The 21771-nt window shown below is 61.5% G+C and carries 17 protein-coding genes and 1 pseudogene; 10 read left to right on the top strand and 8 right to left on the bottom strand.

Going from position 1 to position 21771, the window contains the following annotated elements:
• Window positions 1-402 precede the first annotated feature (402 nt).
• From HGHM_RS15295 to HGHM_RS15290, 3 genes and pseudogenes are all read left to right on the top strand, one after another.
• The gene (locus tag HGHM_RS15295) at window positions 403-1566 is read left to right on the top strand and encodes a TRAP transporter substrate-binding protein (protein WP_026076079.1); all 1164 of its coding nucleotides are present in this window, start codon (window positions 403-405) and stop codon (window positions 1564-1566) included.
• A gap of 168 nt (window positions 1567-1734) precedes the next feature.
• Window positions 1735-2364, top strand: a pseudogene (locus HGHM_RS23750) (TRAP transporter small permease subunit); the annotation flags it as partial.
• Window positions 2359-4317 carry a TRAP transporter large permease gene (locus HGHM_RS15290; protein ID WP_026076078.1) on the top strand — a complete coding sequence of 653 codons (1959 nt, stop codon included), beginning with the start codon at window positions 2359-2361 and terminating at the stop codon, window positions 4315-4317. The pseudogene HGHM_RS23750 and the gene HGHM_RS15290, both read left to right, overlap by 6 nt.
• Window positions 4318-4460: 143 nt before the next feature.
• On the opposite strand, the gene HGHM_RS15285 is transcribed toward HGHM_RS15290, so the two are convergent.
• On the bottom strand, window positions 4461-6317 hold the full coding sequence (locus HGHM_RS15285) for a phosphoenolpyruvate carboxykinase (GTP) (protein ID WP_026076077.1): 1857 nt from the start codon (window positions 6315-6317) through the stop codon (window positions 4461-4463).
• 341 nt (window positions 6318-6658) lie between these two features.
• On the opposite strand from HGHM_RS15285, the gene HGHM_RS15280 reads away from it, so the two are divergent.
• The 3 genes from HGHM_RS15280 (at window position 6659) to HGHM_RS15270 (ending at window position 9509) form a co-directional block, all read left to right on the top strand.
• Complete coding sequence (locus HGHM_RS15280) at window positions 6659-7645, top strand: D-2-hydroxyacid dehydrogenase family protein (protein WP_019142420.1); 987 nt, start codon at window positions 6659-6661, stop codon at window positions 7643-7645.
• A 113-nt stretch (window positions 7646-7758) separates the two neighbouring features.
• Window positions 7759-8922 carry an MFS transporter gene (locus tag HGHM_RS15275; protein ID WP_019142419.1) on the top strand — a complete coding sequence of 388 codons (1164 nt, stop codon included), beginning with the start codon at window positions 7759-7761 and terminating at the stop codon, window positions 8920-8922.
• Window positions 8919-9509, top strand: a complete 591-nt coding sequence (locus tag HGHM_RS15270; RefSeq protein WP_019142418.1) for an MOSC domain-containing protein — start codon at window positions 8919-8921, stop codon at window positions 9507-9509. The genes HGHM_RS15275 and HGHM_RS15270 overlap by 4 nt, the downstream gene beginning before the upstream one ends.
• On the opposite strand, the gene HGHM_RS15265 is transcribed toward HGHM_RS15270, so the two are convergent.
• From HGHM_RS15265 to HGHM_RS15235, 6 genes are all read right to left on the bottom strand, one after another.
• A complete protein-coding gene (locus HGHM_RS15265) occupies window positions 9466-10212 on the bottom strand; it encodes a hypothetical protein (protein ID WP_019142417.1) in 747 nt (248 codons plus the stop codon). The two genes, HGHM_RS15270 and HGHM_RS15265, sit on opposite strands and share 44 nt — an antisense overlap.
• Window positions 10213-10609: 397 nt before the next feature.
• Window positions 10610-11677, bottom strand: a complete 1068-nt coding sequence (locus HGHM_RS21480; protein ID WP_019142415.1) for an AbrB family transcriptional regulator — start codon at window positions 11675-11677, stop codon at window positions 10610-10612.
• 303 nt (window positions 11678-11980) lie between these two features.
• Window positions 11981-13054 (bottom strand): ABC transporter ATP-binding protein, encoded by a 1074-nt coding sequence (locus HGHM_RS15250; protein WP_026076076.1) that lies wholly within the window; start codon window positions 13052-13054, stop codon window positions 11981-11983.
• 66 nt (window positions 13055-13120) lie between these two features.
• Window positions 13121-14917: an ABC transporter permease gene (locus HGHM_RS15245; RefSeq protein ID WP_026076075.1), complete on the bottom strand. Its 1797-nt coding sequence runs from the start codon at window positions 14915-14917 to the stop codon at window positions 13121-13123.
• A 128-nt stretch (window positions 14918-15045) separates the two neighbouring features.
• Window positions 15046-16146 carry an ABC transporter substrate-binding protein gene (locus tag HGHM_RS15240; RefSeq protein ID WP_019142412.1) on the bottom strand — a complete coding sequence of 367 codons (1101 nt, stop codon included), beginning with the start codon at window positions 16144-16146 and terminating at the stop codon, window positions 15046-15048.
• 78 nt (window positions 16147-16224) lie between these two features.
• Complete coding sequence (locus HGHM_RS15235) at window positions 16225-17187, bottom strand: Bug family tripartite tricarboxylate transporter substrate binding protein (RefSeq protein ID WP_019142411.1); 963 nt, start codon at window positions 17185-17187, stop codon at window positions 16225-16227.
• 249 nt (window positions 17188-17436) lie between these two features.
• On the opposite strand from HGHM_RS15235, the gene HGHM_RS15230 reads away from it, so the two are divergent.
• The 4 genes from HGHM_RS15230 to HGHM_RS21475 all read left to right on the top strand — a co-directional run bounded on the left by HGHM_RS15230 (window position 17437) and on the right by HGHM_RS21475 (window position 21415).
• Window positions 17437-18120, top strand: a complete 684-nt coding sequence (locus tag HGHM_RS15230; protein WP_019142410.1) for a response regulator — start codon at window positions 17437-17439, stop codon at window positions 18118-18120.
• A complete protein-coding gene (locus HGHM_RS15225) occupies window positions 18117-19541 on the top strand; it encodes a sensor histidine kinase (RefSeq protein ID WP_019142409.1) in 1425 nt (474 codons plus the stop codon). The genes HGHM_RS15230 and HGHM_RS15225 overlap by 4 nt, the downstream gene beginning before the upstream one ends.
• 394 nt (window positions 19542-19935) lie before the next feature.
• Window positions 19936-20916 (top strand): CAP domain-containing protein, encoded by a 981-nt coding sequence (locus HGHM_RS15220; protein WP_019142408.1) that lies wholly within the window; start codon window positions 19936-19938, stop codon window positions 20914-20916.
• Window positions 20917-20986: 70 nt separating this feature from the next.
• Complete coding sequence (locus HGHM_RS21475) at window positions 20987-21415, top strand: phage protein NinX family protein (RefSeq protein WP_019142407.1); 429 nt, start codon at window positions 20987-20989, stop codon at window positions 21413-21415.
• A 42-nt stretch (window positions 21416-21457) separates the two neighbouring features.
• Here HGHM_RS21475 and HGHM_RS15210 read toward each other — a convergent pair whose 3' ends face one another.
• Window positions 21458-21661: a hypothetical protein gene (locus tag HGHM_RS15210; RefSeq protein WP_019142406.1), complete on the bottom strand. Its 204-nt coding sequence runs from the start codon at window positions 21659-21661 to the stop codon at window positions 21458-21460.
• Between the last annotated feature and the right edge of the window lie 110 nt (window positions 21662-21771).

The following is a 21771-nucleotide window of genomic DNA, read 5'->3' as shown; positions in this document are numbered from 1 at the left end:
AGAACGGTAGACAAAATGGCATTGGCTGGCAAGCGCACCTTTGGGGGCTGCGCTGACATTGGCCGGGATGCCGGAGCGTTATTTGACCGGCAGCCGTCATCCCGACGCATTTCATGCGAACGCAGGTAAGCCACTCTGCTGTAAGTATCCACTTCTTTTTTATATTGCATAAAAACAGGCGGCAGGCGTACGAATTCCTTGCTTGCCCGCTCCCCGTTTCCTGCCCTTTCTTCCTGTCCTTCGAGCAATATCGGTGCCTGCACCAAAATGCTGCGCCGCGGCTTGACTTGAAAAACCAGAAGCGCATTCTTGCAACGTTGTCCTTTTGTCATCCATCAAAAGAAGGTGCATTTAAACGGACGACGATAATCAAACTATCAAAACCATACTAGGAGACAAATGATGAAAAAGACTGGAAAAGCCGCGGACCGCGCAAGCGAGCGCCCCGCCCCTTCCCGCCGACGCTTTATCGGCAAGGCTGCCGCCGGCACGGCCACGGCGCTGAGCTTCCCGATGATTGCGACCGCGCAGACCCCGACCCAGTTGCGCTTCCAGAGCACTTGGCCCAGCAAGGATATCTTCCACGAATACGCGCTCGACTACGCGAAGAAGGTCAATGACATGACCGGCGGCGAACTCAAGATCGAGGTATTGCCGGCCGGCGCCGTGGTGCCGGCTTTCGGGCTGCTGGAAGCGGTTTCGAAAGGCACGCTGGACGGCGGTCATGGGGTGATGGTGTACCACTATGGCAAGAACCAAGCGCTTGCCCTGTGGGGATCGGGCCCGGGCTTTGGCATGGATGCCAACATGCTGCTGGCCTGGCACAAGTATGGCGGCGGAAAGGAATTGCTGCAGAAGGTCTATCAGGCGATCGGCGCCAATGTCGTGTCCTTCCCGTATGGGCCGATGCCGACCCAGCCGCTGGGCTGGTTCAAGAAGCCGATCACCAAGCCCGAAGACATGAAGGGCCTCAAGTTCCGTACCGTAGGCATCTCGATCGACGTATTCACCGGCCTGGGCGCGGCAGTGAATGCGCTGCCCGGCGGCGAAATCGTGCCGGCGATGGACCGCGGCCTGCTCGACGCGGCGGAATTCAATAATGCCAGTTCCGATCGCGTGCTCGGCTTCCCTGACGTGTCCAAGGTATGCATGCTGCAGAGCTATCACCAGAACGCGGAACAGTTCGAGGTCTTGTACAACAAGGCCAAGTACGACGCCCTGCCGGGCAAGCTGCGCGCCATTCTGGATAACGCCGCCGAAGCCGCGTCCGCCGACATGGCCTGGAAAGCGATCGACCGCTACTCGAAGGATTACCTCGAGATGCAGACCAAGGACAATGTGAAGTTCTACAAGACCCCGGATGCGGTGCTGCAAAAGCAGCTCGAAGCTTACGACCAGGTGGTGCAGAAGAAGGCGGAGGAAAATCCGCTGTTCAAGGAAATCCTGGAATCGCAGCGCCGCTTTGCCGAACGCGCCACCCGCTGGGACATGGATACGAACGTCAACCGCCGCATGGCCTACAACCACTATTTCGGCAGCAAGAAGACTTCCCCGAAGAAAGCCTGACGCGGAAAAGGATAGCGGAAGAAGACACACCATCCAGCCACCCTGGATGGTGTTTTTTTGGAGGCGGAAACAGGCCGCGCAGAGCATGAATGCCGCAATGCCGACAGACAGCCATGTCGATACGGCGGCCGGCATGCCGCCTCGTATCAATCCAGGGGATCTTCCATCATGCAAAAGCTCTTGCTGTTCATCGACAAACTCAGCACTGCGGTCGGCCGTGTCTTTTCCTGGCTGATCGTGGCGCTCACCTTCCTCGTGTCATGGGAAGTGTTTTCGCGCTATGCGCTCAACAATCCCCATCCGTGGGCATTCGACGCCATGATCATGCTGTACGGGACACTGTTCATGATGGCCGGCGCCTATACACTCTCGAAAAATGGCCATGTGCGCGGCGACGTGCTGTACGGCTTTTTCCCGGCACGCCTGCAGGCAGGGCTCGACCTTGCCCTCTACATCCTGTTCTTCATTCCCGGCGTGGTTGCCTTGGTATGGGCGGGCTATCAGTACGCCGCCGAATCCTGGGCCATCAACGAGCATTCCAACATCACCGCCGACGGCCCGCCCATCTACCCGTTCAAGACGATCATCCCGATCGCCGGCGCCATCCTGCTGCTGCAGGGATTGGTCGAGATCGTGCGCTGCATCATCTGCCTGAAGCAGGGCTACTGGCCTTCGCGCGAGGAAGACGTCGAGGAAGTGGACGTCGACAAGCTCAAGGAGATGGTGCACGTGAAGGATGAGGATATCGCCCGGCTCGACCGGCTCGTGGCAGACAAAGACAGGGGGCAAAAAATGAGAAAGGAAGTCTGGTTCGGGCTGAGCATCATGGTCCTGATCGTGATCGGGCTGTTCGTGCTGATGCCGTCGCCTTCGGAGATGACCAACGGCCACCTCGGCCTCTTGATGCTGGCGCTGATCGTGGTGGCCATCATGCTCGGCTTTCCGACCGCGTTCACGCTGATGGGCATGGGCGTCATGTTTACCTGGTTCGCCTACCGCAGCGTCAATCCCGACATCGCGGTGCAGCAGACGCTCGACCTGATGGTGCAGCGTGCATATTCGGTCATGTCCAACGATGTGCTGATCTCGGTGCCGCTGTTCGTCTTCATGGGCTACCTGGTCGAACGCGCCAACCTGATCGACCGGCTGTTCAAGAGCCTGCACCTGGCGATGGCGAGGATGCCCGGCTCGCTGGCCGTCGCCACCATCGTCACCTGCGCCATCTTTGCCACTGCCACCGGCATCGTCGGCGCCGTCGTCACGCTGATGGGCCTGCTTGCCTTTCCCGCCATGCTGAAGGCCGGCTACAGCATCCGGCTGTCGGCCGGCGCGATTACCGCCGGCGGCTGCCTCGGCATCCTCATCCCGCCCTCGGTGCTGCTCATCGTCTATGGCGCCACTGCCGGCGTGTCGGTAGTGAAGCTGTATGCGGGCGCATTCTTCCCGGGCATCATGCTGGCGGCGCTGTATGTCGCCTATGTCATCATCGTCACCAAGCTCAAGCCCGAGGCCGCGCCGCCGCTTTCCGCCGCGGAACGGGAAGTGAAGCTGCCAACCCATGCCGATACGATCATGCGCAGTGGCGGCAGCCGCAACGCCGTCGCCGGCCTGCTCGGCGCCCTCAAGGGCCGACGCAATGCCGCGGTACCGATGCCCACCCTGCTGTCCCAGCTCGGCATCGCGCTGCTGCCGGCACTCGCATTTGCACTCGTGATGGGGTTCACTTACCGCATCGTGACCGCACCTGCGGAACATGCGGAAAGCGGTCTGGTGGAAATGGGTGTCGGGGCACAGGAGCCGGATGCGCAGCAGGATGGCGGACTATCCGAGCCACCGGCCGATGGCAGCTTGGCGGAACCTCCGGCAGAAGGCGGGGGCCTGGCCGAGCCTCCCGCTGAAGGTTCAGCGAAGGCCGATGCCGCAACGGAGCAGACATCCGACGGCAAGGATCCGAGCGGGGCCGCTGCCGGCGCACCGGAGGCGGCAGCAAATGCTCAGCCTGCGCCGCAAGCCTACTGGATCGCCTTCGGCATCGGGCTGGCCGCCCTCCTGGTTCTCTATGCCTTCCTCAGTTTCGCGCGGCTCGAGGTATTCAAGATGCTGCTTGGTTCGTTCTTCCCGCTTGCCCTGCTGATACTCGCGGTGCTCGGCACGATCGTGTTCGGCCTTGCCACGCCGAGCGAAGCGGCGGCGATGGGCTCGCTCGGCGGACTGCTGCTGGCTGCGGCCTACCGCAGGCTGAATTACTCAGTGCTGAAGGAATCGGTGCTGCTGACGGCAAAAACCAGCGCCATGGTGTGCTGGCTGTTCGTCGGCTCGAGCATTTTCTCCGCCGCCTTTGCCCTGCTTGGCGGCCAGGAAATCGTCAACGCATGGGTAAAGTCGATGGAGCTGACGCCGGTGCAGTTCATGATCCTGGCCCAGGTCATCATCTTCCTGCTCGGCTGGCCGTTGGAGTGGACCGAGATCATCGTGATCTTCATGCCGATCTTCGTGCCGCTGCTGGCCCACTTCAACATCGACCCGCTGTTCTTCGGCCTGCTGGTGGCGCTCAACCTGCAGACCGCTTTCCTGTCGCCACCGGTGGCGATGTCGGCCTTTTACCTGAAAGGCGTGGCGCCGCCGCATGTGACGCTGAACCAGATCTTTGTCGGCATGATGCCCTTCATGGCGATCCAGATCATTGCACTGGTATTGCTCTACATGTTCCCGGGAATCGGCCTGTGGCTGCCTGAAGTCCTGTACCGGTGAGCCGGCGCTGTCCGTGGCAGAGGTAGCCTACACTCTGCTTCGGCCGGCCGGAAAATGAAAAGCGCGGTCAGGTTGCCCTGCCGCGCTTTTTTATATTGTCTCCTCCACCCCCGTGCTGCAATGCGCGGAGGCGCGTTCCTGCATCAGGCTGCCAGTCGCTTCTCCAGTTCCGCCTTGGTCGATACCAGTTCCGTCGGCAGGTTGTGTTTCAGCTTGTCGAACAGTTCCGCATGCAGTTTCAGTTCCGCCTGCCACGCTGCCTTGTCGATGGACGTGATCCGGTCGAACTGTTCGCGGGTGAAGTCGATGCCATCCCACTTCAGGTCTTCGAAGCGCGGGGTGATGCCGAACACATGCTCGACACCGCCAGCCTTGCCTTCGATGCGGTCCAGCATCCACTTCAGCACGCGCATGTTGTCGCCGAAACCCGGCCAGACGAACTTGCCGTTTTCATCCGTGCGGAACCAGTTCACGCAATAGATCTTCGGCAATTCAGCGGATGAGGCGGCGATCTTCTTGCCCATGTTGAGCCAGTGCTGGAAGTAATCGCTCATGTTGTAGCCGGTAAAGGGCAGCATCGCGAACGGGTCGCGGCGTACCACACCCTGCTGGCCGGTTGCGGCGGCAGTCGTCTCGGAGCCCATGGTCGCAGCCATGTAGACGCCTTCGACCCAGTTGCGCGCCTCGGTCACCAGCGGCACGGTGGTGGAGCGGCGGCCACCGAAGATGAAGGCCGAAATCGGCACGCCGGCCGGATCGTCCCAGGCCGGATCGATTACCGGGTTCTGGGTTGCGGCCACGGTGAAGCGGGCGTTCGGGTGCGCGGCTTTGCGGCCGGTTTCCTTGGCGATCTGCGGCGTCCAGTCCTTGCCCTGCCAGTCGATCAGGTGTGCCGGGGCTTCCTTGGTCATGCCTTCCCACCAGACATCGCCGTCGTCGGTCAGCGCGACGTTGGTGAAGATGGTGTTGGCGCCGAGCGAAGCCATGCAGTTGGAGTTGGTCGCGGTATTGGTGCCGGGGGCCACGCCGAAGTAGCCGGCTTCCGGGTTGATCGCATACAGGCGGCCATCCTTGCCAGGCTTGATCCAGGCGATGTCGTCGCCGATGGTGGTGACTTTCCAGCCGTTGAAGGCTTTCGGCGGGATCAGCATCGCGAAGTTGGTCTTGCCGCAGGCGGACGGGAAAGCGGCGGCGACATAGTGCTTCTTGCCTTCCGGAGACTCGACACCGAGGATCAGCATGTGCTCGGCCAGCCAGCCCTGATCGCGGCCCATGGTGGAAGCGATGCGCAGCGCGAAGCATTTCTTGCCGAGCAGCGCATTGCCGCCGTAACCGGAACCGAAGGACCAGATTTCGCGGGTTTCGGGATAGTGGACGATGTACTTGGTCGGATTGCACGGCCAAGCCACATCCTTCTCGCCGGCAGCCAGCGGCTTGCCGACCGTGTGCACACAGGGGACGAATTCACCGTCGGTGCCGAGCACGTCATACACAGCCTTGCCCATGCGGGTCATGATGCGCATGTTGACGGCGACGTAGGGGGAGTCGGACAGCTCGACGCCGATGTGGGCGATCGGCGAGCCGAGCGGGCCCATGGAGAACGGCACCACATACATGGTGCGGCCGCGCATGCAGCCGTCGAACAGGCCGTTCAGGGTGGCGCGCATTTCGGCCGGAGCCATCCAGTTGTTGGTCGGGCCGGCGTCTTCCTGCTTTTGCGAGCAGATGAAGGTGCGGTCTTCCACGCGTGCGACGTCGGACGGGTCGGAGCAGGCGAGATAGCTGTTCGGGCGCTTGGCTTCGTTCAGCTTTTTCATGGTGCCTGCAGCGACCATCTGGGCACACAGGCGATCGTATTCTTCCTGGGAGCCGTCACACCAGTAGATGCGGTCCGGCTTGGTAAGCGCGGCGATTTCGCCTACCCAGTTGATCAGTTTTTGCTGTTTAACGTAGGAAGGTGGGTTCACTGCTGCAACACCACCCATAAGGGGCTGATTCATACTACCTCCAATGCCAATAAAGAATTCTGCTCTTGTCCCGGCACGGCAGGATCGTCGTCAAATGCGTCTGGCGCGTCGCCAGCGGTACGGCGGTCATGTCGATAGGCGGTCAGATGTGGTGACCGCGAGGCCCGATAAATGGATAATGCTCAGGGCCAATGGGCTCGCAATCCTGCAAAAAAATGCGAGAAGAAGGGGCCGATTGTACACGTCGCACTACCCTATCTCAATGATTTGTAACAAAAATGTAGTGAAAATAGTTGAGTTTTGTAGTAGGGAATTCCGTTTATTAGCACACACGTCCTTTTTTTACTGAAGTTGCCATAAACAAACAAACGCCCATGAAAATCGCCATTCTCGATGACTACCAGGACAGCGTCCGCCATCTGGACTGCTTTCGATTATTGCAAGGCCACGAGGTCAAGGTATTGACCAGTTCGGCACGTGGCGTTGGCCAGCTCGCCGTGCGCCTGCGCGACTATGAAGCGCTGGTGCTGATCCGGGAGCGCACCGCCTTTTCCCGCGACCTGCTCGCCAAACTGCCGAATCTGAAACTGCTGTCGCAGACCGGCAAGGTCAGCGGGCATATCGATGTCGCGGCCGCGACCGAACACGGCATCGCGATCGCGGAAGGCGTGGGCGACCCCACCGCCCCGGCTGAACTCACCTGGGCCCTGATCATGGCCGCCAGCCGGCGCATTGTCCCCTATGCGGCCAACCTCAAGCAAGGCGCCTGGCAGGCTTCCTCGCTCCTGCCGGAACATAATCTCCTCGGCAATGTGGTGAAGGGCAGGACGCTCGGCATCTGGGGCTATGGCAAGATCGGGCGTATGGTGGCCGGCTACGGCAAGACATTCGGGATGAAAGTCCTGGTCTGGGGGCGCGAGCCGAGCCGGGAAAAGGCGCAGCAGGATGGCTACCAGGCGGCGGCATCAAAGGAGGAATTCTTTGCGCAGGCCGACGTGCTGTCCCTGCACCTGCGCCTGAACGACGCGACACGCGGCATCGTCACCGCAGCCGACCTCGCACGCATGAAGCCGTCCGCCCTGTTCGTCAATACCAGCCGCGCCGAATTGGTGGAAGCCGGCGCGCTCGAAGCTGCCCTGCGCCAGGGGCGTCCCGGCCGCGCGGCGCTCGACGTGTTCGAAACCGAACCACTGCCCGCCGATTCGCCCTTGCTGCAGATGGAGAACGTGCTCGCGACACCGCACCTCGGCTACGTGGAACAGGACAGCTATGAACTCTACTTCCGCGCCGCCTTCCAGAACGTGGTCGACTTCGCCAACGGCGCGCCGAAAAACATTCTGAACCCAGAGGCGCTGAAGTAGCATTTGGTGCTGGACGGCATTGCCGGTTTTGCATGCCGCCAGCAACAATTCCGCACAGGCACTACACTAGCCGCTCCTTGCCAAATGGCCAGTAATACCTTCAAGGAGCGTTCATGCAGCCCAGACTGTGGTCCCTGACACTCGGTAATTTCGCCATCGGCACGGGCGCGATGATCGTGCCCGGCATGCTGAACGAACTTAGCGCCAGTCTGGAAGCATCGCCGGCGCAGATCGGCATGCTGATCTCCGCCTTCGCTATGACCGTCTGCATCGGCGGGCCCTTCCTCGCTAGCTGGACCAGCGCTGTCGATCGCCGCAAGCTGCTTACTGCCGCATTAGCGCTCTATGCGGTAACGCATGTGCTGGCGGCGCTCGCTCCGGGTTACCAGAGCCTGCTGGTGGTCCGTATGGTGACCGCCATCGGCGCTGCCCTGTTTACCGCCCAGGCTGCAGCCACTGCCGGACTGATAGTGACGCCGGAAGCGCGGGGCAAGGCGATCGGCATGGTCTTCCTCGGCTGGTCGATCGCCGCCGTGGCCGGCACGCCGCTCGGCGCCTATCTCGGCGCACATATCGGATGGCGCCCGACCACGGGGCTGGTGGGCGTGCTGTCAGCGCTGTTCGCCGTGGCCGTATGGCGCCAGATTCCAGCCGGCCTGCATATCGCGCCGATGAACCGCGCCGCCTGGAAAACCCTGTTCGACAACCGGTCCCTGCTGCTGGCCATTTCGGTAACCGCCATCCAGGCCATCGGCATGTTCACCGTGTTTTCCTACATGGCGCTGATCCTGAAGCAGTTCATCGGTGCCACGCCCACCACCATCAGCCTGGTCTTCCTCTGCTTCGGCAGCACCGGCGTGATCGGCAATCTCGCCGGCGCGCGCATGATGGACCGCATCGGCCCGGTACGGGTCGGCATGATCGCGATGGCCTGCATGTTCGCCGCCATTGCATTGTGGCCGTTCACCCGCGGCTCGCTGCTGCTGACGGTGCTGCTGATCCTGTTGTGGGGCCTCGGCTGCTTTTCGGTGAACAGTTCGCAGCAGGCGCGCCTGGTCGCGATGGCGCCTTCGCTGGCTTCGGCGTCGGTGTCCCTGAATTCGTCGGCGATCTATCTCGGGCAGGCTGCGGGCGCCTTCGTCGGCGGCCTGGTCGTGTCTGCCCAGGGGCCGGCCGGGCTGTCCTACATCGGCGCAGCCTTCATGGCTGCGGCCATGCTGGTCTCGCGCGCAGCGGCCCACAGGTCGGCCAGGCAGACCGTGGCGGAGGTGGCATGAAAGTCCTCAGCGTGAACACCGCTTCCGTCGGCGAACTGTTCATCACCCAGTCCAGCCATACCCATCGCATCGTGACCGGCATTCATAAGCGCCCGGTCGAAGGGCCCGTAGCGGTCGGAAAGCTGGGACTGGCAGGTGACGAGCAGGCTGACCTGACTGTCCACGGCGGATTGCGCAAGGCGGTGTACGCCTATCCCTCGGAGCATTACCCGTTCTGGATGGCGCAGCGCCTGGCCGCCCTCAAGCGGGAAGAAGCCCTGCCGCCCGGATCGATGGGGGAAAACCTGACGCTGCAGGGATTGCTGGAAAAAGATGTCTGGGTCGGTGACCGGCTTCTGATCGGCAGCGCCATCCTGGAAGTCACCGAGCCGCGCCAGCCCTGCTTCAAGTTCAATGCAAAGATGGGATTTTCCCATGCCGCAAAACTGATGCTGCAGGGCGGGATCAGCGGCTTTTACCTGAGCGTGGTAGAGACCGGCGCAGTACGCGCCGGCGACGCCATCGAGCTGGTACCCGGCCCGCGCGAAGTGGCGCTCGTGCAGATCAACGAACGGCGTCGTATGGGACGCCAGAGGGATTTGTTCTGAGCGTAGTGTGCCGGCCGGTCCACAGCTTGGTCCAGCCTGGTGGCCAGGGCAAGGGCGGGCCGGCATACGCAGGCACGCCGCGCCGTACCGGGATCACCGGCAGAAACTCGGGCGTCGGCCCGTCGCGGAAATCCCAGCCTATCGTGTACGCATAATTCGGCAGCAAGGCTTCGCATACTTCATCGAACCAGCGGGTATGGTCCTCGTCGCGCCCGAGCGCATGGGCCAGGCCCTGCGGATCGAATTGGGCCAACATGCCCGCCAGCTCCTGCGCCGACATACCGGGCGCATCGCCCCAGCCCATCACCGGATTGAAATTGTAATCGGCGCCCGAGCCATACCAGCCTTCGCGCCAGGGACGTTCGATCCAGTTGCGCGGCCCGGTGAATAAATGCCAGCGCCAGTGCAGGCCGGAAGGCTTGGGCCAGCTGTAGAGATAGAGCCGCTCATAGCCGGCACGATGCAGCTCGCGCACCATGGCCATCAGACGCGCATGAGGCATGCGGTCCGGCGGCGTGCGCCGAAAGCGGATTGGTTCGCCATCGGCATGCTGCAGTTCGTCGGATGAAAGATTCAGATCGAGCGTGCGCACCTCGCTGCCGAAGCGCGCGGATACCCAACCGGTCAGCAAATTGACGGCGGTGATCACGCCATAGCCGCGATGGCGGTGGAAGACGATGGTGCCGGGGGCAACTGGTTTCATTGGCAAATGCAAATCGATAGACAGGTCCCGTATGACTGTTTTCAGCGCTCGGGGTTTCAGCGAGTTCGATGAAAAATGCGTTCGTTGGCGATGTCTGAAAAAGGCTTCGCGCAAGACGCGGCCGAAATCAAACCCGGTGCGCATCGAAGCAGACGTCTTTTATCGCGAATGATGGGTTTCGTCCCGGGCAATGCGTTTTCAAGCGAAGCACTTGCAAACGAACTCTTTGAGAAAGTGTAGCCGCAATCCGGGCCAGCGAAGGCCGCATGGTCGCGCGTTTTTCGTTCTGCCGCAAGCCGGGGCGAAAAAAAGCGGAAATTCGTCGGCAATCGAGCCCGGCAATGTTGCCCGTACGTAAATTGCGTGGACTAGTAACTCGTAAAGGCGAACTTCGCCCTTACAGGTTTGCCGCCTTGCTGCGGCTGCGCCAGCCTTTGCCTAGCTTGAACACCTGACCGATGACCAGCACCAGGATGACTAGGCGCGAGACGTGGAAGGCGGTCACGATCGGCACCCCAAGCTGCAGGGTCTTGGCTGTCAGGCTCATTTCCGCGATGCCGCCCGGTGAAGTCGCCAGCATGGCCGTCGCCGGGTGAATGCCGCTCACCGCAGCCAATGCCAGGCCGAAGCCGGCCGCCAGCAGCATCGCCAGCAGCGTGCAAATTGCAACGCTGATCAGGTAGCGCGGCGCAGTGTGCAGGAACTCCGGCGTGAAGCGCGTGCCGAGCGACACGCCGATGAGCAACTGGCCGAGATGCACCATCCACTCGGGCAGCGCCGACAGCGTGATGCTGGAGGCAGTCAGCGCGATGGTCACCACCAGCGGCCCGATCACCCAGGCATTCGGCACATCCATCCGCTTAAAGATCATCGCGCAGATCGATGTCAGCACGATCAGGAGTGCCAGTCCGCCATAGTGAACGACGCGCGCAGCCGGAACATAGGCGTCCAGTCCATGGACATTGGAAAACTTGAAGGCAAAGGGGATGATCGCCACCACCATCATGATGCGCAGGCTGTGCGAGGCCGCAACCCGGTCCACGCGCGCGCCATGCCGTTCGCCCTGGGTCGCCATCTCGGAAGCCCCGCCGATCGCCATCGCAAAAAACGCCGTGGTCTTGTCCACACCCGACAGCTTGTGCAGCACCCATGCGCACAGGGCGCCGAGCAGAATGGCAAATACCACGCCGGCCGCGATAAAGCCGACATTGTGTGCCACCACGGTAATCACCTGAGGCGTGAAATACAGGCCGAGCGCGGTGCCGATTGCCCATTGCCCGGCTTCGCGCAGCTTCACCGGACTGCGCAGATTCTTGCCCGCCATGCGTGCCGCCGCAGTGAAGAACAGCGGACCGATCATCCAGGGCAGGGGTGTATTGAGCCAGACGCAGATTAGGGCTGCGACCAGTCCCAGGGACAAGGTTTCGAGGACCGGAAGCAGATTGGATCGTTTCAGAAATTGCATGAAAGCCGGGTTGCAACTGAATTTGACACGGAGGCAAGCATTATCGCCTCGTTTTGAAAACAGCGAACAGGCCGGCAGCATTTTCGACAACACTGTTGCGTCTCGGGATACGCCGCTACGGCAAGCTTGCGTCTCGGGATACGCCGCTACGGCAAGCGTCGCCCGGACGTCCTCCTCATCCGGGGGAAAGCCGGGGATCGAGGCTGCCGTTACCGGCTTACCAGCCTCGATGGGAAACGCAAGGGATGGAGGGATGGAAGGCATCAGGCGGGGAAGGATGCCTTCTCTTGTGTTGTCAATGGATTAAAACACCCACAATTTCTCCTCCGGCAGATGCAGCCAGTATTCCCCGGGCTGCAGCCTGAACGGCGTATAGGCGCGCAGGCTGATATCGGCGCCAGCACCGCTATGGAACAGGCATTCCCAGCGGTCGCCCAGATACATGCAGGTCGACAGCGGCAGCCTGATCGCATTCGCAGTCTCTGTATCCGATACCCGCACCTGTTCGAGGCGGATGATGGTGGTGATATCGGTATTCAGGTTGCTGCCGCGTGCCGTGCCATACATCGTCGTGCCATTGACCTGCAGCGTCACGCGCTGTCCGTCGCGCCGCAGCACCTGGCCCGGCAGGCGGTTGTTGCTACCCATGAATTCCGCGGTAAACAAGGTATCCGGCGCCTCATACATGGCCTGCGGCACACCCTGCTGCTCGATCTTGCCATTGTTGAGCAGGAGGATGCGGTCGGAGATCGCCATCGCCTCGCTCTGGTCATGCGTCACCATCAGCGCCGACAGGCCGAGGCGCACGATCAGTTCACGCAGGAAGGCGCGCGCTTCTTCGCGCAACTTGGCGTCGAGGTTGGACAAGGGTTCGTCCAGCAGGATCACCGGGGGGTTGTAGACGAGGGCGCGCGCAATCGCGACACGCTGCTGCTGACCGCCGGACAGCTGGTGCGGAAAGCGGTCCGCAAGATGGCCAAGGCCGAGTTGCAGCAGGACCTTCTTCACCCGTTCAGAAATCTCGCTGCCACTCATCTTGCGCAGCTTCAGGCCGTAGGCCACGTTGTCGAACACGGTCTTGTGCGGCCACAGCGCATACGACTGGAACACGAGGCCGAGGTTGCGTTCTTCGGCCGGCAGTTCCAGTCCGCGTTCGCCCTCATACACGACACGATCGCCAATGCGGATCGTGCCGGCCTTCGGGCTTTCCAGGCCGGCGACGGCGCGCAGCAGCGTGGTCTTGCCGCTGCCGGACGGGCCGAGCAGCGCGACCACTTCCCCGCGCTGCAATTCCATCGACACGCCTTTCAGGATGGGGTTGGCACTGGCACCACTGCCGTAGTCGAGGTACAGGTTGTTGACGGTAAGTTCGGACATGTTCATTTCCCTTCGTGCGCCGCGGCAGCCATCATGGCACCGCGGCCTCATCAATTATTCAATCATTCAGTCGTGGAGCTTGATGCCGAAACGCAGGGCGATGCCCAGGCCGATCGCCACCAGCACGATGTTGATGAACGACAGCGCCGACACCAGGTCGACCGCGCCGGAGGCCCACATCGAAACCAGCATGGCGCCGATCACTTCGGTGCCGGGCGACAGCAGGTAGACGCCGGTCGAGTATTCGCGTTCGAAGATCAGGAATACCATCAGCCAGGCGCCGAGCATGCCGAAGCGCACCAGCGGCAGCGTCACATCGCGCGTCACCTGCCCGCGCCGGGCACCGACCGCGCGTGCGGCCTCTTCCAGTTCCGGTCCCACCTGCAGCAGAGAAGCCGAGATCAGGCGCAGGCCGTAAGCCAGCCACACTACCGAATACGCCAGCCATACCGAGAAGATGGTCGAGCGCAGCGCGCGCATCTGCGGGATCAGGTTATCGACCAGCCATTGGGCAATGCTGTTGTCAAAGGATTGCAGCAGGTTTTCCAAGGCGGCCGGCACGAACAGGAACACCCAGAGGAAGGCCAGGCCAGCCAGCAGCCCCGGCACGGCGCGCGGAATCAGCACGCTATAGTCGAGGAAGCGGGTGATGCCATCCTGCTTGCGGTGACCGGCCAGTGCAATCGCAGCATAGCAGGCGACCGCGATCGCGCCGCCGACCACGCCGATCAGCACCGTGTTGACGATGCCGCGTACCAGCGAAGGCTGTTCGAGGATGTCGCGGAAATGCTGGGTGGTGAAGGCTTCCGACAGCTTCACGCCCTCACCCCAGTAGGACACGAAGGAGCGCAGCGCAACGCCGGACAGCGGCACGAATACCGTAAAGATCAGCCAGGCGGTGATGAATGCGAACGCCAGCCATTTCCATTTGCCCAGGGGAAGTGGCTTCTGGCGTGCGCCCTTGCCCTTGATGGAGACATACTTGTTCGCCGATTTCAGCAGCCAGCGCTGCAGCAGCACCAGCGGCATCGTCACTGCCACCAGGCACACCGCCACTGCCGCCATCAGGTGGTAGGAGGGCGTGCCCAGCTTGTTAGTCAGCTTGTACAGATAAGTTGACACCACGAGGTGTCCTTCCGGATCGCCCAGTACCAGCACCAGGCCGAATACTTCGAAGCCGAGGAAAAACACCAGCACTGCCGCATAGGCGAGCGCCGGCATGATCATCGGCAGCGACACGTTCAGTGCGACCTGCAGCGGCGATGCACCCGCCACGCGCGCCGCTTCTTCCACGTCAGAGCCCAGGCTCTTCAGCGCCGAGGAGGAGTAGAGATAGACATGCGGCACATGGGTGAGGCCGGCAATGATCACGATACTGGTGAAGGAATAGATGTTCCATGGCTCCACACCGATCAGCTGCTTGACCCACAGCGTATAGAAACCGACCGGCCCCATGGCGACCACGTAACCGAAGGCGATCACCATCGGCGACACGAAGACCGGCACCAGCAGCAGAGGGCCGATCCAGCCGCGGCCCGGCAGGTCGGTGCGCACCATCAGGAAAGCCAGCATGGCACCCAGCGGCACGGCGATCAAGGTCAGGCCTCCGGCAAGGATCATGGCATTGGTAAAGGACTGGCGGAAATCTGGATCGTCGAAGATGAAGCGATAGGAATCCAGGCCAAGAGTCTTGGACGGCACGAAGAACGGCGCGGACAGGAAGCTCTGGTAGAAGATCAGGAGCAGCGGCAGGAAGATCGCCAGTGCCGTGAGCGTCACGACGATGCCGCGCGGCCAGTTCAGCCGCGCCAACCAAGACCTGGGGCGCGCTGAAGCGGCATGGGGGAGAGTCAGGGTTTCCATGGAAATCTCGATGTGAGGTGGTATGGCTGCGGAATGCGGCATACGGCAGCCAGGCCGCGGAGGAAGCCGGCTCCCCGGCCGCGGGAGGCACGGGGAGCCGGCGCAGCCTCCGCCGGTGCATCAGTCGCTTACTTGCGGGAAGCCGCGTCCTTCCACTGCTTCAGGAAAGCCAGACGCTTGGACTGGTCCAGATACTGCAGCAGGGACGCATCTACCGGCAGCGGCTTCAAGCCGTCACCGATTTCCTTGATGAGCTCGGCCGAGGTGGTTTCGCCGGTCACGTCGCTGCGAATTGCATACAGCTTGGCTTCGTTGGCGATCATGGTCTGTCCGCGCTTGGACAGGATGTAATCCACCCACAGCTTGGCCGCATTCGGATGCTTGGTGTTCTTGCTGATGAACTGCACCCTCGACAGCACCAGTGTGTAATCCTTCGGGATCACGACGCCGATGTTGGGATCCTTCTTGGCGCGTACCAGGGCGTAGGAGCCGAGGATGTTGTAGCCCAGCAGGTTCTCACCGGACGAGACGCGCTCCAGCATGGTGCCGGTCGAGGACTGCACCCGCAGGTTGACCGCGCCGAAGGCCTTGGCCAGGTTCCAGAAATTCTTGTAGTTGGCCAGGTCCTGGGTGATGAACATGAAGCCGACGCCGGATTTCTCGATGTCATAGCTGATCACCTTGCCCTGGTACTTGTCGGTCTTGGTGGTCAGCAGCTTGGCGAAATCGTCATGCGTCTTCGGGATTTCATCGCCCGTCACCTGGCGCTTGTTGTAGATGAAGACTGCCGGCTCGAAGGTGGTGCCATACGCAGTGTCGTTCATCGCCGCCCATTTCGGCAGCGCGCCCGCTTCCGGCGACTTGTATTTCATGGCGTAGCCGTCTTGCACCAGCTTGATCTGCAAATCCATCGCCGACGACCACAGCACGTCGGCGCTTGCGCCGCCGGCCGCGGCTTCGGAAATGTAGCGGTTGTAGATCTCGGTCGAGTTCATGTCGTTGTACTCGACGCTGACGCCCGGATAGAGCGCATTGAAATCCCGCACCAGCGGTTCGGCCGCCTTGGTATCGGTTGCCGAATAAATCACCAGCTTGCCTTCCTTCTTTGCGCCATCGACGATCTTGGCGTAGTCGGCAGGATAGCCGGCCGGCACCTGTGCGGAAGCTTGGAGTGCAACAGCGGCAAAGGCTGTGGCAAATGCGGCGGCAATGGTTTTCTTGGGAAACATTTGTCTGCTCCTTGTTGTTGAGAATATATTTCGCCGATGGAAAGGCATGCGCCCGCCCATTGGGGAAAAGAGGTCGGCTTATCGAACCAAGCCAAACTCTTTGGCCTGCTTGCCGTAGTTGTCCACGGTCTTCTTGATGTAATCAGTCAGCGCAGCGCCCGTCATCGCAAACGGATACAGGCCATGGGCCGCGCGCATCCGATCGAATTCCGGCTTGGCCATCATGCGGTCAAAGGTCTTGACCCACTTCCGGTAATCGGCCTCGCCCACCTGCGGCCCCATGTACAGGCCGCGGATGATCGGCCAGGTAACATCGAAGCCTTGTTCGCGCGCGGTGGGCACATTCGCCAATGCCCCGCTCAGGCGCGCATCCGACAGCACCGCCAGCACCCGGATCTTGCCGTCAAGCGCATGCAGGGTCGCTTCCGATGCATCGCCGGATACCGCTTGCACGTAACCGGCAAGCAAGGCGGTGAACGATTCCCCTCCGCCTTCGAATGCCACCGGCCGCAGGGACTTGGGATCGACACCGCCCTGCTTGGCGATCAACGCGACTTTCAGCCAGTCCTGGCTGCCCACGGTGCCGCTGGCGCCAAAGCTTACTTTCTCCGGGTCGCGCCTGAGTGCTTCCACCAGGTCGCGCAAGTTCTTGTAGGGCGAATCGCTGCGCACGGCGATCATGCCGTAATCGATGCCGATCGCCGCCACCCAGCGCACGTCCGAGGCAGACACCCTGCCGTATTTGCCTTCGGCCAGGTTGAACAGTGAGCCGCCGGAAAAGGCGATCAGGGTATCGGGCTCCGCCCGCCTCTGCGACAGCACCGAATTCCATGCGACGGCACCGATCCCCCCGGGCATATAACTGATGCGCAGTTCCGCATCCTTGCCCGCATCCCGCGTCTCCTGCTGCAAGCCCTGACGCGTCAGCTTGCAGGTCAAATCCATGCCACCGCCCGGCTTCGCGGGCACGATGCATTGCGGCGTCGCGACTGCATGTACGCATGTCATCGCGGCACTCAGCAGCAGTCCAGCCCGCATCATCGCTATCTTGATTCTCATGCCATCCTGCCAAGTCCCGGGTCAGCTCAGGACATAGTAAATGCCCTTTCTTTCATTTTGCTTTCATTCCGGACCACCATCCGGCAGGCAGGAGGGAAAAAATCGTGCATGATGTTTTGCCCTAAGGAATCCGAAATACGTAAAAAAGCCGAAACAGCATCCCCTTGTCTGTTTTTCTCGGACGCACCATACTCGGAATTCGGAACCCAATCGTTTTAGACACCTGTCCTCATGCGTATCCTGCTGGTAGAAGACCATGCCGAACTCTCGCGCTGGATTGCGAGGGCGCTGCATGATGCACGCCTTCCGGTGGAATGCGTGATGAACGGCGCGGATGCCGATGCGCTGCTGCATACCCAGGAGTATGCGCTGGTGATTCTCGACCTGACTCTGCCGAAGATGGACGGTCTCGACGTGCTCAAGCGGCTGCGCGCACGCGGCAGCAAGACGCCGGTGCTGGTATTGACGGCGCGCGGCGGCTTGCATGAGCGGGTGCAGGGATTGAACCTCGGCGCCGACGACTATCTCTCCAAGCCTTTCGAACTGGCCGAGCTCGAGGCGCGCGTCAAGGCCCTGCTGCGGCGTTCGCAGGGCAATGAAGCCGTCACCCAGTCCTGCGGCGCCCTGTCCTTCGATACGGTGTCGCGCATGTTCACCTATGGCGGCGAGCCGCTGGCCCTGACTCCGCGCGAGCATGCGGTGCTGGAAGCCTTGCTCACCCGCGCCGGCCGCGCAGTGTCCAAGGAAAAGCTGTTCGACGAAGTGTTCGCCCTGGATGACGATGCCAACCTCGATGCGATCGAGATTTACATTCATCGCCTGCGCAAGAAGCTCGAGCGCGCCGAGCAGGGCAGGGTGGTGATCACGACCCTGCGCGGGCTCGGTTACCTCCTGGAAGCGCCGGAGACGCGATGATGCAACAAGCGGAAAGGCCGGTTGCCGGCAAGCCGGTCGGCAGCCTGCGCAACCAGCTGCTGCGCTGGCTGCTGATCCCGCTGGCCGTACTGGTGGCCATCAATGCCGTTTCGGTCTACCGGCATGCTCTGGAAGTGGCCGATCTCGCCTATGACCGCTCGCTGCTCGCCTCGACCCGCGCCCTTGCCGAACGGGTATCGATCGACCACGGCAGGGTCGTGGCCGATGTGCCTTATGTTGCCCTCGACAGTTTCGAGACCGATACCCTCGGCCGCATCTATTACAAGGTCACGGGCATCCATGGCGAATTCGTGTCCGGTTATGACGATCTGCCGCCCCTGCCCGCCAAGGTAAAGCGCTCCGACGCCTATCCTGCTCTCGTGTATTTCTATCATGCTGACTACCACGGCGAACCGGTGCGCATCGCCGCGCTGTACCAGCCGGTCTACGACGACTCCATGCGCGGCATCGCCTTGATTCAGGTGGGCGAGTCTTACGAAGCGCGGCACGGCCTGTCGCGCAAGATCCTGTTCGATACGCTCGCGCGCCAGGCAGCCCTGGTGCTGGCCGCGGCACTGCTGGTGTGGGTTGCGGTGCGCTTCGGGCTGCGGCCGCTGATGCGGCTGCGTGCCGATGTGGCATCGCGTGCGCCGACCGACTTGTCCGGGTTCGATGCGGCGCTGGTACACAAGGAGGTGCGGCCGCTAGTGGAAGCGATGAATGGCTATATGGCAAGGCTGCAGGCGTTGATGGCCGGCCAGCGCCGCTTCATTGCCGATGCCTCGCACCAGCTGCGCACGCCGCTGACGGTGCTGAAGACCCAGTCCGAACTTGCACTGCGGGCCAATGATGCACAGGCGATGCGCGAAATCGTGGAAAGCATCGCAAGGACAACCGACGCGACCGTACACCTGGCCAATCGCCTGTTGACACTGGCGAGGGCAGAGCATGGAAACGACAGCGAGATGCGGGTGCTGTCACTGGTTGATGCCGCGCGTCAGGTGGGACTGGAGCTGGCGCAGGAAGCGGTGAAGAAAGGCCTGGACCTGTCTCTGGAAGCAGAGGCCGAGGTGAAGGTGATCGGCCATGCCCTGCTGCTGCATGAGCTGATCGTCAATCTGGTGGACAACGCCATTCGCTATACGCCTGCTGGCGGCAGAGTCATTCTGCGCGTATTGCATGACGGGAAACCGGTCTTGCAGGTGGAAGACACCGGACCGGGCATTCCGGCCGGCGAGCGGGAAAAGGTATTTGCACCCTTCTATCGCGTCGCTTCCGCACTGACAATGAATGCCGGCGGTACCGGCTTGGGACTGACCATCGTGCGCGACATCGCAGACCTGCATGAAGCACAGGTCAACTTGTCAGAAGGAACAGACGGCGCTGGTTTGCGTGTGACTGTTTGCTTCCCGCCGGTATAAGCTGCCCACCTCATCACTTCCGGTTTGCGCCTCCCTTCGTGACAAACCGCAAACCCGGCGCGCAATCATGCCTGTTCAGCGAAAAAATTTTCAGCGAATCTGCAACCGTCTTCTTGCGTGGGCATCAAAGGAAAAATTGCGGCTTGCAGTTCATGCCGTACGTCAGGTCTGGCCTGCCAGGAATGCCCTTCCCGTGCGAACGCAGATTCTTACGCAGCCTTGCTGCGGGCGCGGGTTGGTGTCGTGCGGAACTCCCATCCCTGGCCTGCACGCTCATGGCGAACCTGCATGCGTCGGCCGGGACTGGGGGATTATCCGTCGCGATACAAAGCGCCTGGTAGCCCGGTGCAATTAAACCAATACCTGTTTAACTTTTCATTTCGAGGAAATGCGGATGGTGCGATCGATACGCGCGGCTCTGCTGCTGTCAACGCTCTTGACTTCACTTTTGCTGACCGCATGCGGTGGCGGAAGCGACGGCGGCGGCGGTAACCGCAGCGTGGCATTGCAGCCCGCGAATGCCGTTACCGCTTCGGACCCGAGCGCGCCGCAGGCAACAGGCGATACCGCGACCGACGGGCTTGCCTGGTTCAATTTCCGTCGCCAGAAAATGGGTTTGCAAGCCGTCGAACGCAATGCCAAGATCGATGTGGCTGCCAAGGCCCATTCGGATTATCAGGTGCTTAACGGAATCTCCCATGACGAGACGGCCGGCAAGCCTGGCTTTACCGGCGCGACGCTGATAGACCGCTTGCGTGCGGCGGATTATGCGGTACCGGCGGAAGGCTATGCGATCGGCGAAGTCATTTCGATGACCAGCGATCCTTCGGGCTTCAATGCGGCAGAAGGATTGATTGCCGCGATCTACCATCGCTTCGTGGCGTTCGAACCGATGTACCGGGATGCTGGTGCCGGCAGCAGCATTTCTGCTCGGGGCGAGACATTTTTCACTGCCAATTTCGCCGTCCTGGCGGAGTCCGGCAAGGGATTGCAGCGCCAGCTGGCGGATGCAAAGATCGTCACTTATCCCTATCCCGACCAGCAGCTGGTGCCGATCGGCTTCCTGAGTGACAATGAAGTGCCCGACCCTGTGCCCTCCAAGAATGCCGTCGGCTATCCGATCAGCGTGCATGCGGATGGTATTGCCATTCTCACGGTGCGCAGCTTTACCGTACAGGAGCGCGGCGGCGCGACCCTGCCGGTGCAATTGCTGACCGGTTCCAATGATGCCGAGCACACGCCCTTGTCGGCGGCAGCCATCATTCCCCTGGATGTATTGAAGCCTGCCACGACCTACGACGTCAGTTTCAGCGGCACGCTCGACAAGGCGCCGGTGAGCCGCTCCTGGTCCTTCACCACGGCAGCGGCGCGCTAAGCGTGATCGATGATGTAGGCCGCGCAGCGACGGCAATCCGGGGAGAGCACAGCCAATCGGAGGCCTGATCATGAAAGCAGCGGAGCTGCACGGCGCATTGCTGGATTATTGGGTGGCGCGAGCCGAACACCTGGAAAAGCCGGAAGTGGCCCACATTGTCACCGCAAGCGGCGAACAAAGGGAATGGTGCCAGTACATCCATCATTACTATGCTCCCGATGACGACGGCTGGTGGACCGATTACCGGCCTTCGACCGACTGGTCGCAGGGCGGCCCGATCATCGAGCGCGAATGCATCGAGCTGTCGAAGCAAGGTGAAGTCTGGCATGCCAGGAAGCTGCATCCGCCCGAGATCAAGTCCGATGGCAGCACCATGCTGGAAGCGGCCATGCGTGCTTATGTGACAAGCCGCTTCGGCGCTGCGGTGCCCGACGCGGAACCGGCGGAATTGAGCGGAATGGAAGAACAGCAGAGGGTGCTCAACCGCTTGAGGCTATAGCGGCTGGCGCGTCCCGCCACAGGGGAGCAATGCCGGTCAGGATTATTCGGACGGAAGGGACAAGGCAGCCCGGGTCAGCTGCGCTGCGATTTCATCGGTATTGGCGGTAATGCCCTCGGCAATCAGTTCTTCCCGGATTTTCAGGAAATGCGACATCACGATCGCCAGGCGTCTGACCTGATCATCCCTGAAGGAGAAGCTGTTCTCCAACTGCTCGACGGTTTTTCCGATGGAAGTGTTGCTCATGGCCGCTCTTTCAATCCGGTATGGAGAGGAACAAATAAAACCGGTCCCGGTTCAGCGTGATGAGCATCCATCCCGCAGAAGCGGCGGTCATGCACGTTGATGCAATGCCA

This window comes from Noviherbaspirillum massiliense JC206 (genome assembly GCF_000312045.1).
Lineage (GTDB): Bacteria > Pseudomonadota > Gammaproteobacteria > Burkholderiales > Burkholderiaceae_D > Noviherbaspirillum > Noviherbaspirillum massiliense.
This window is presented reverse-complemented; position numbering and strand designations above follow the sequence as displayed.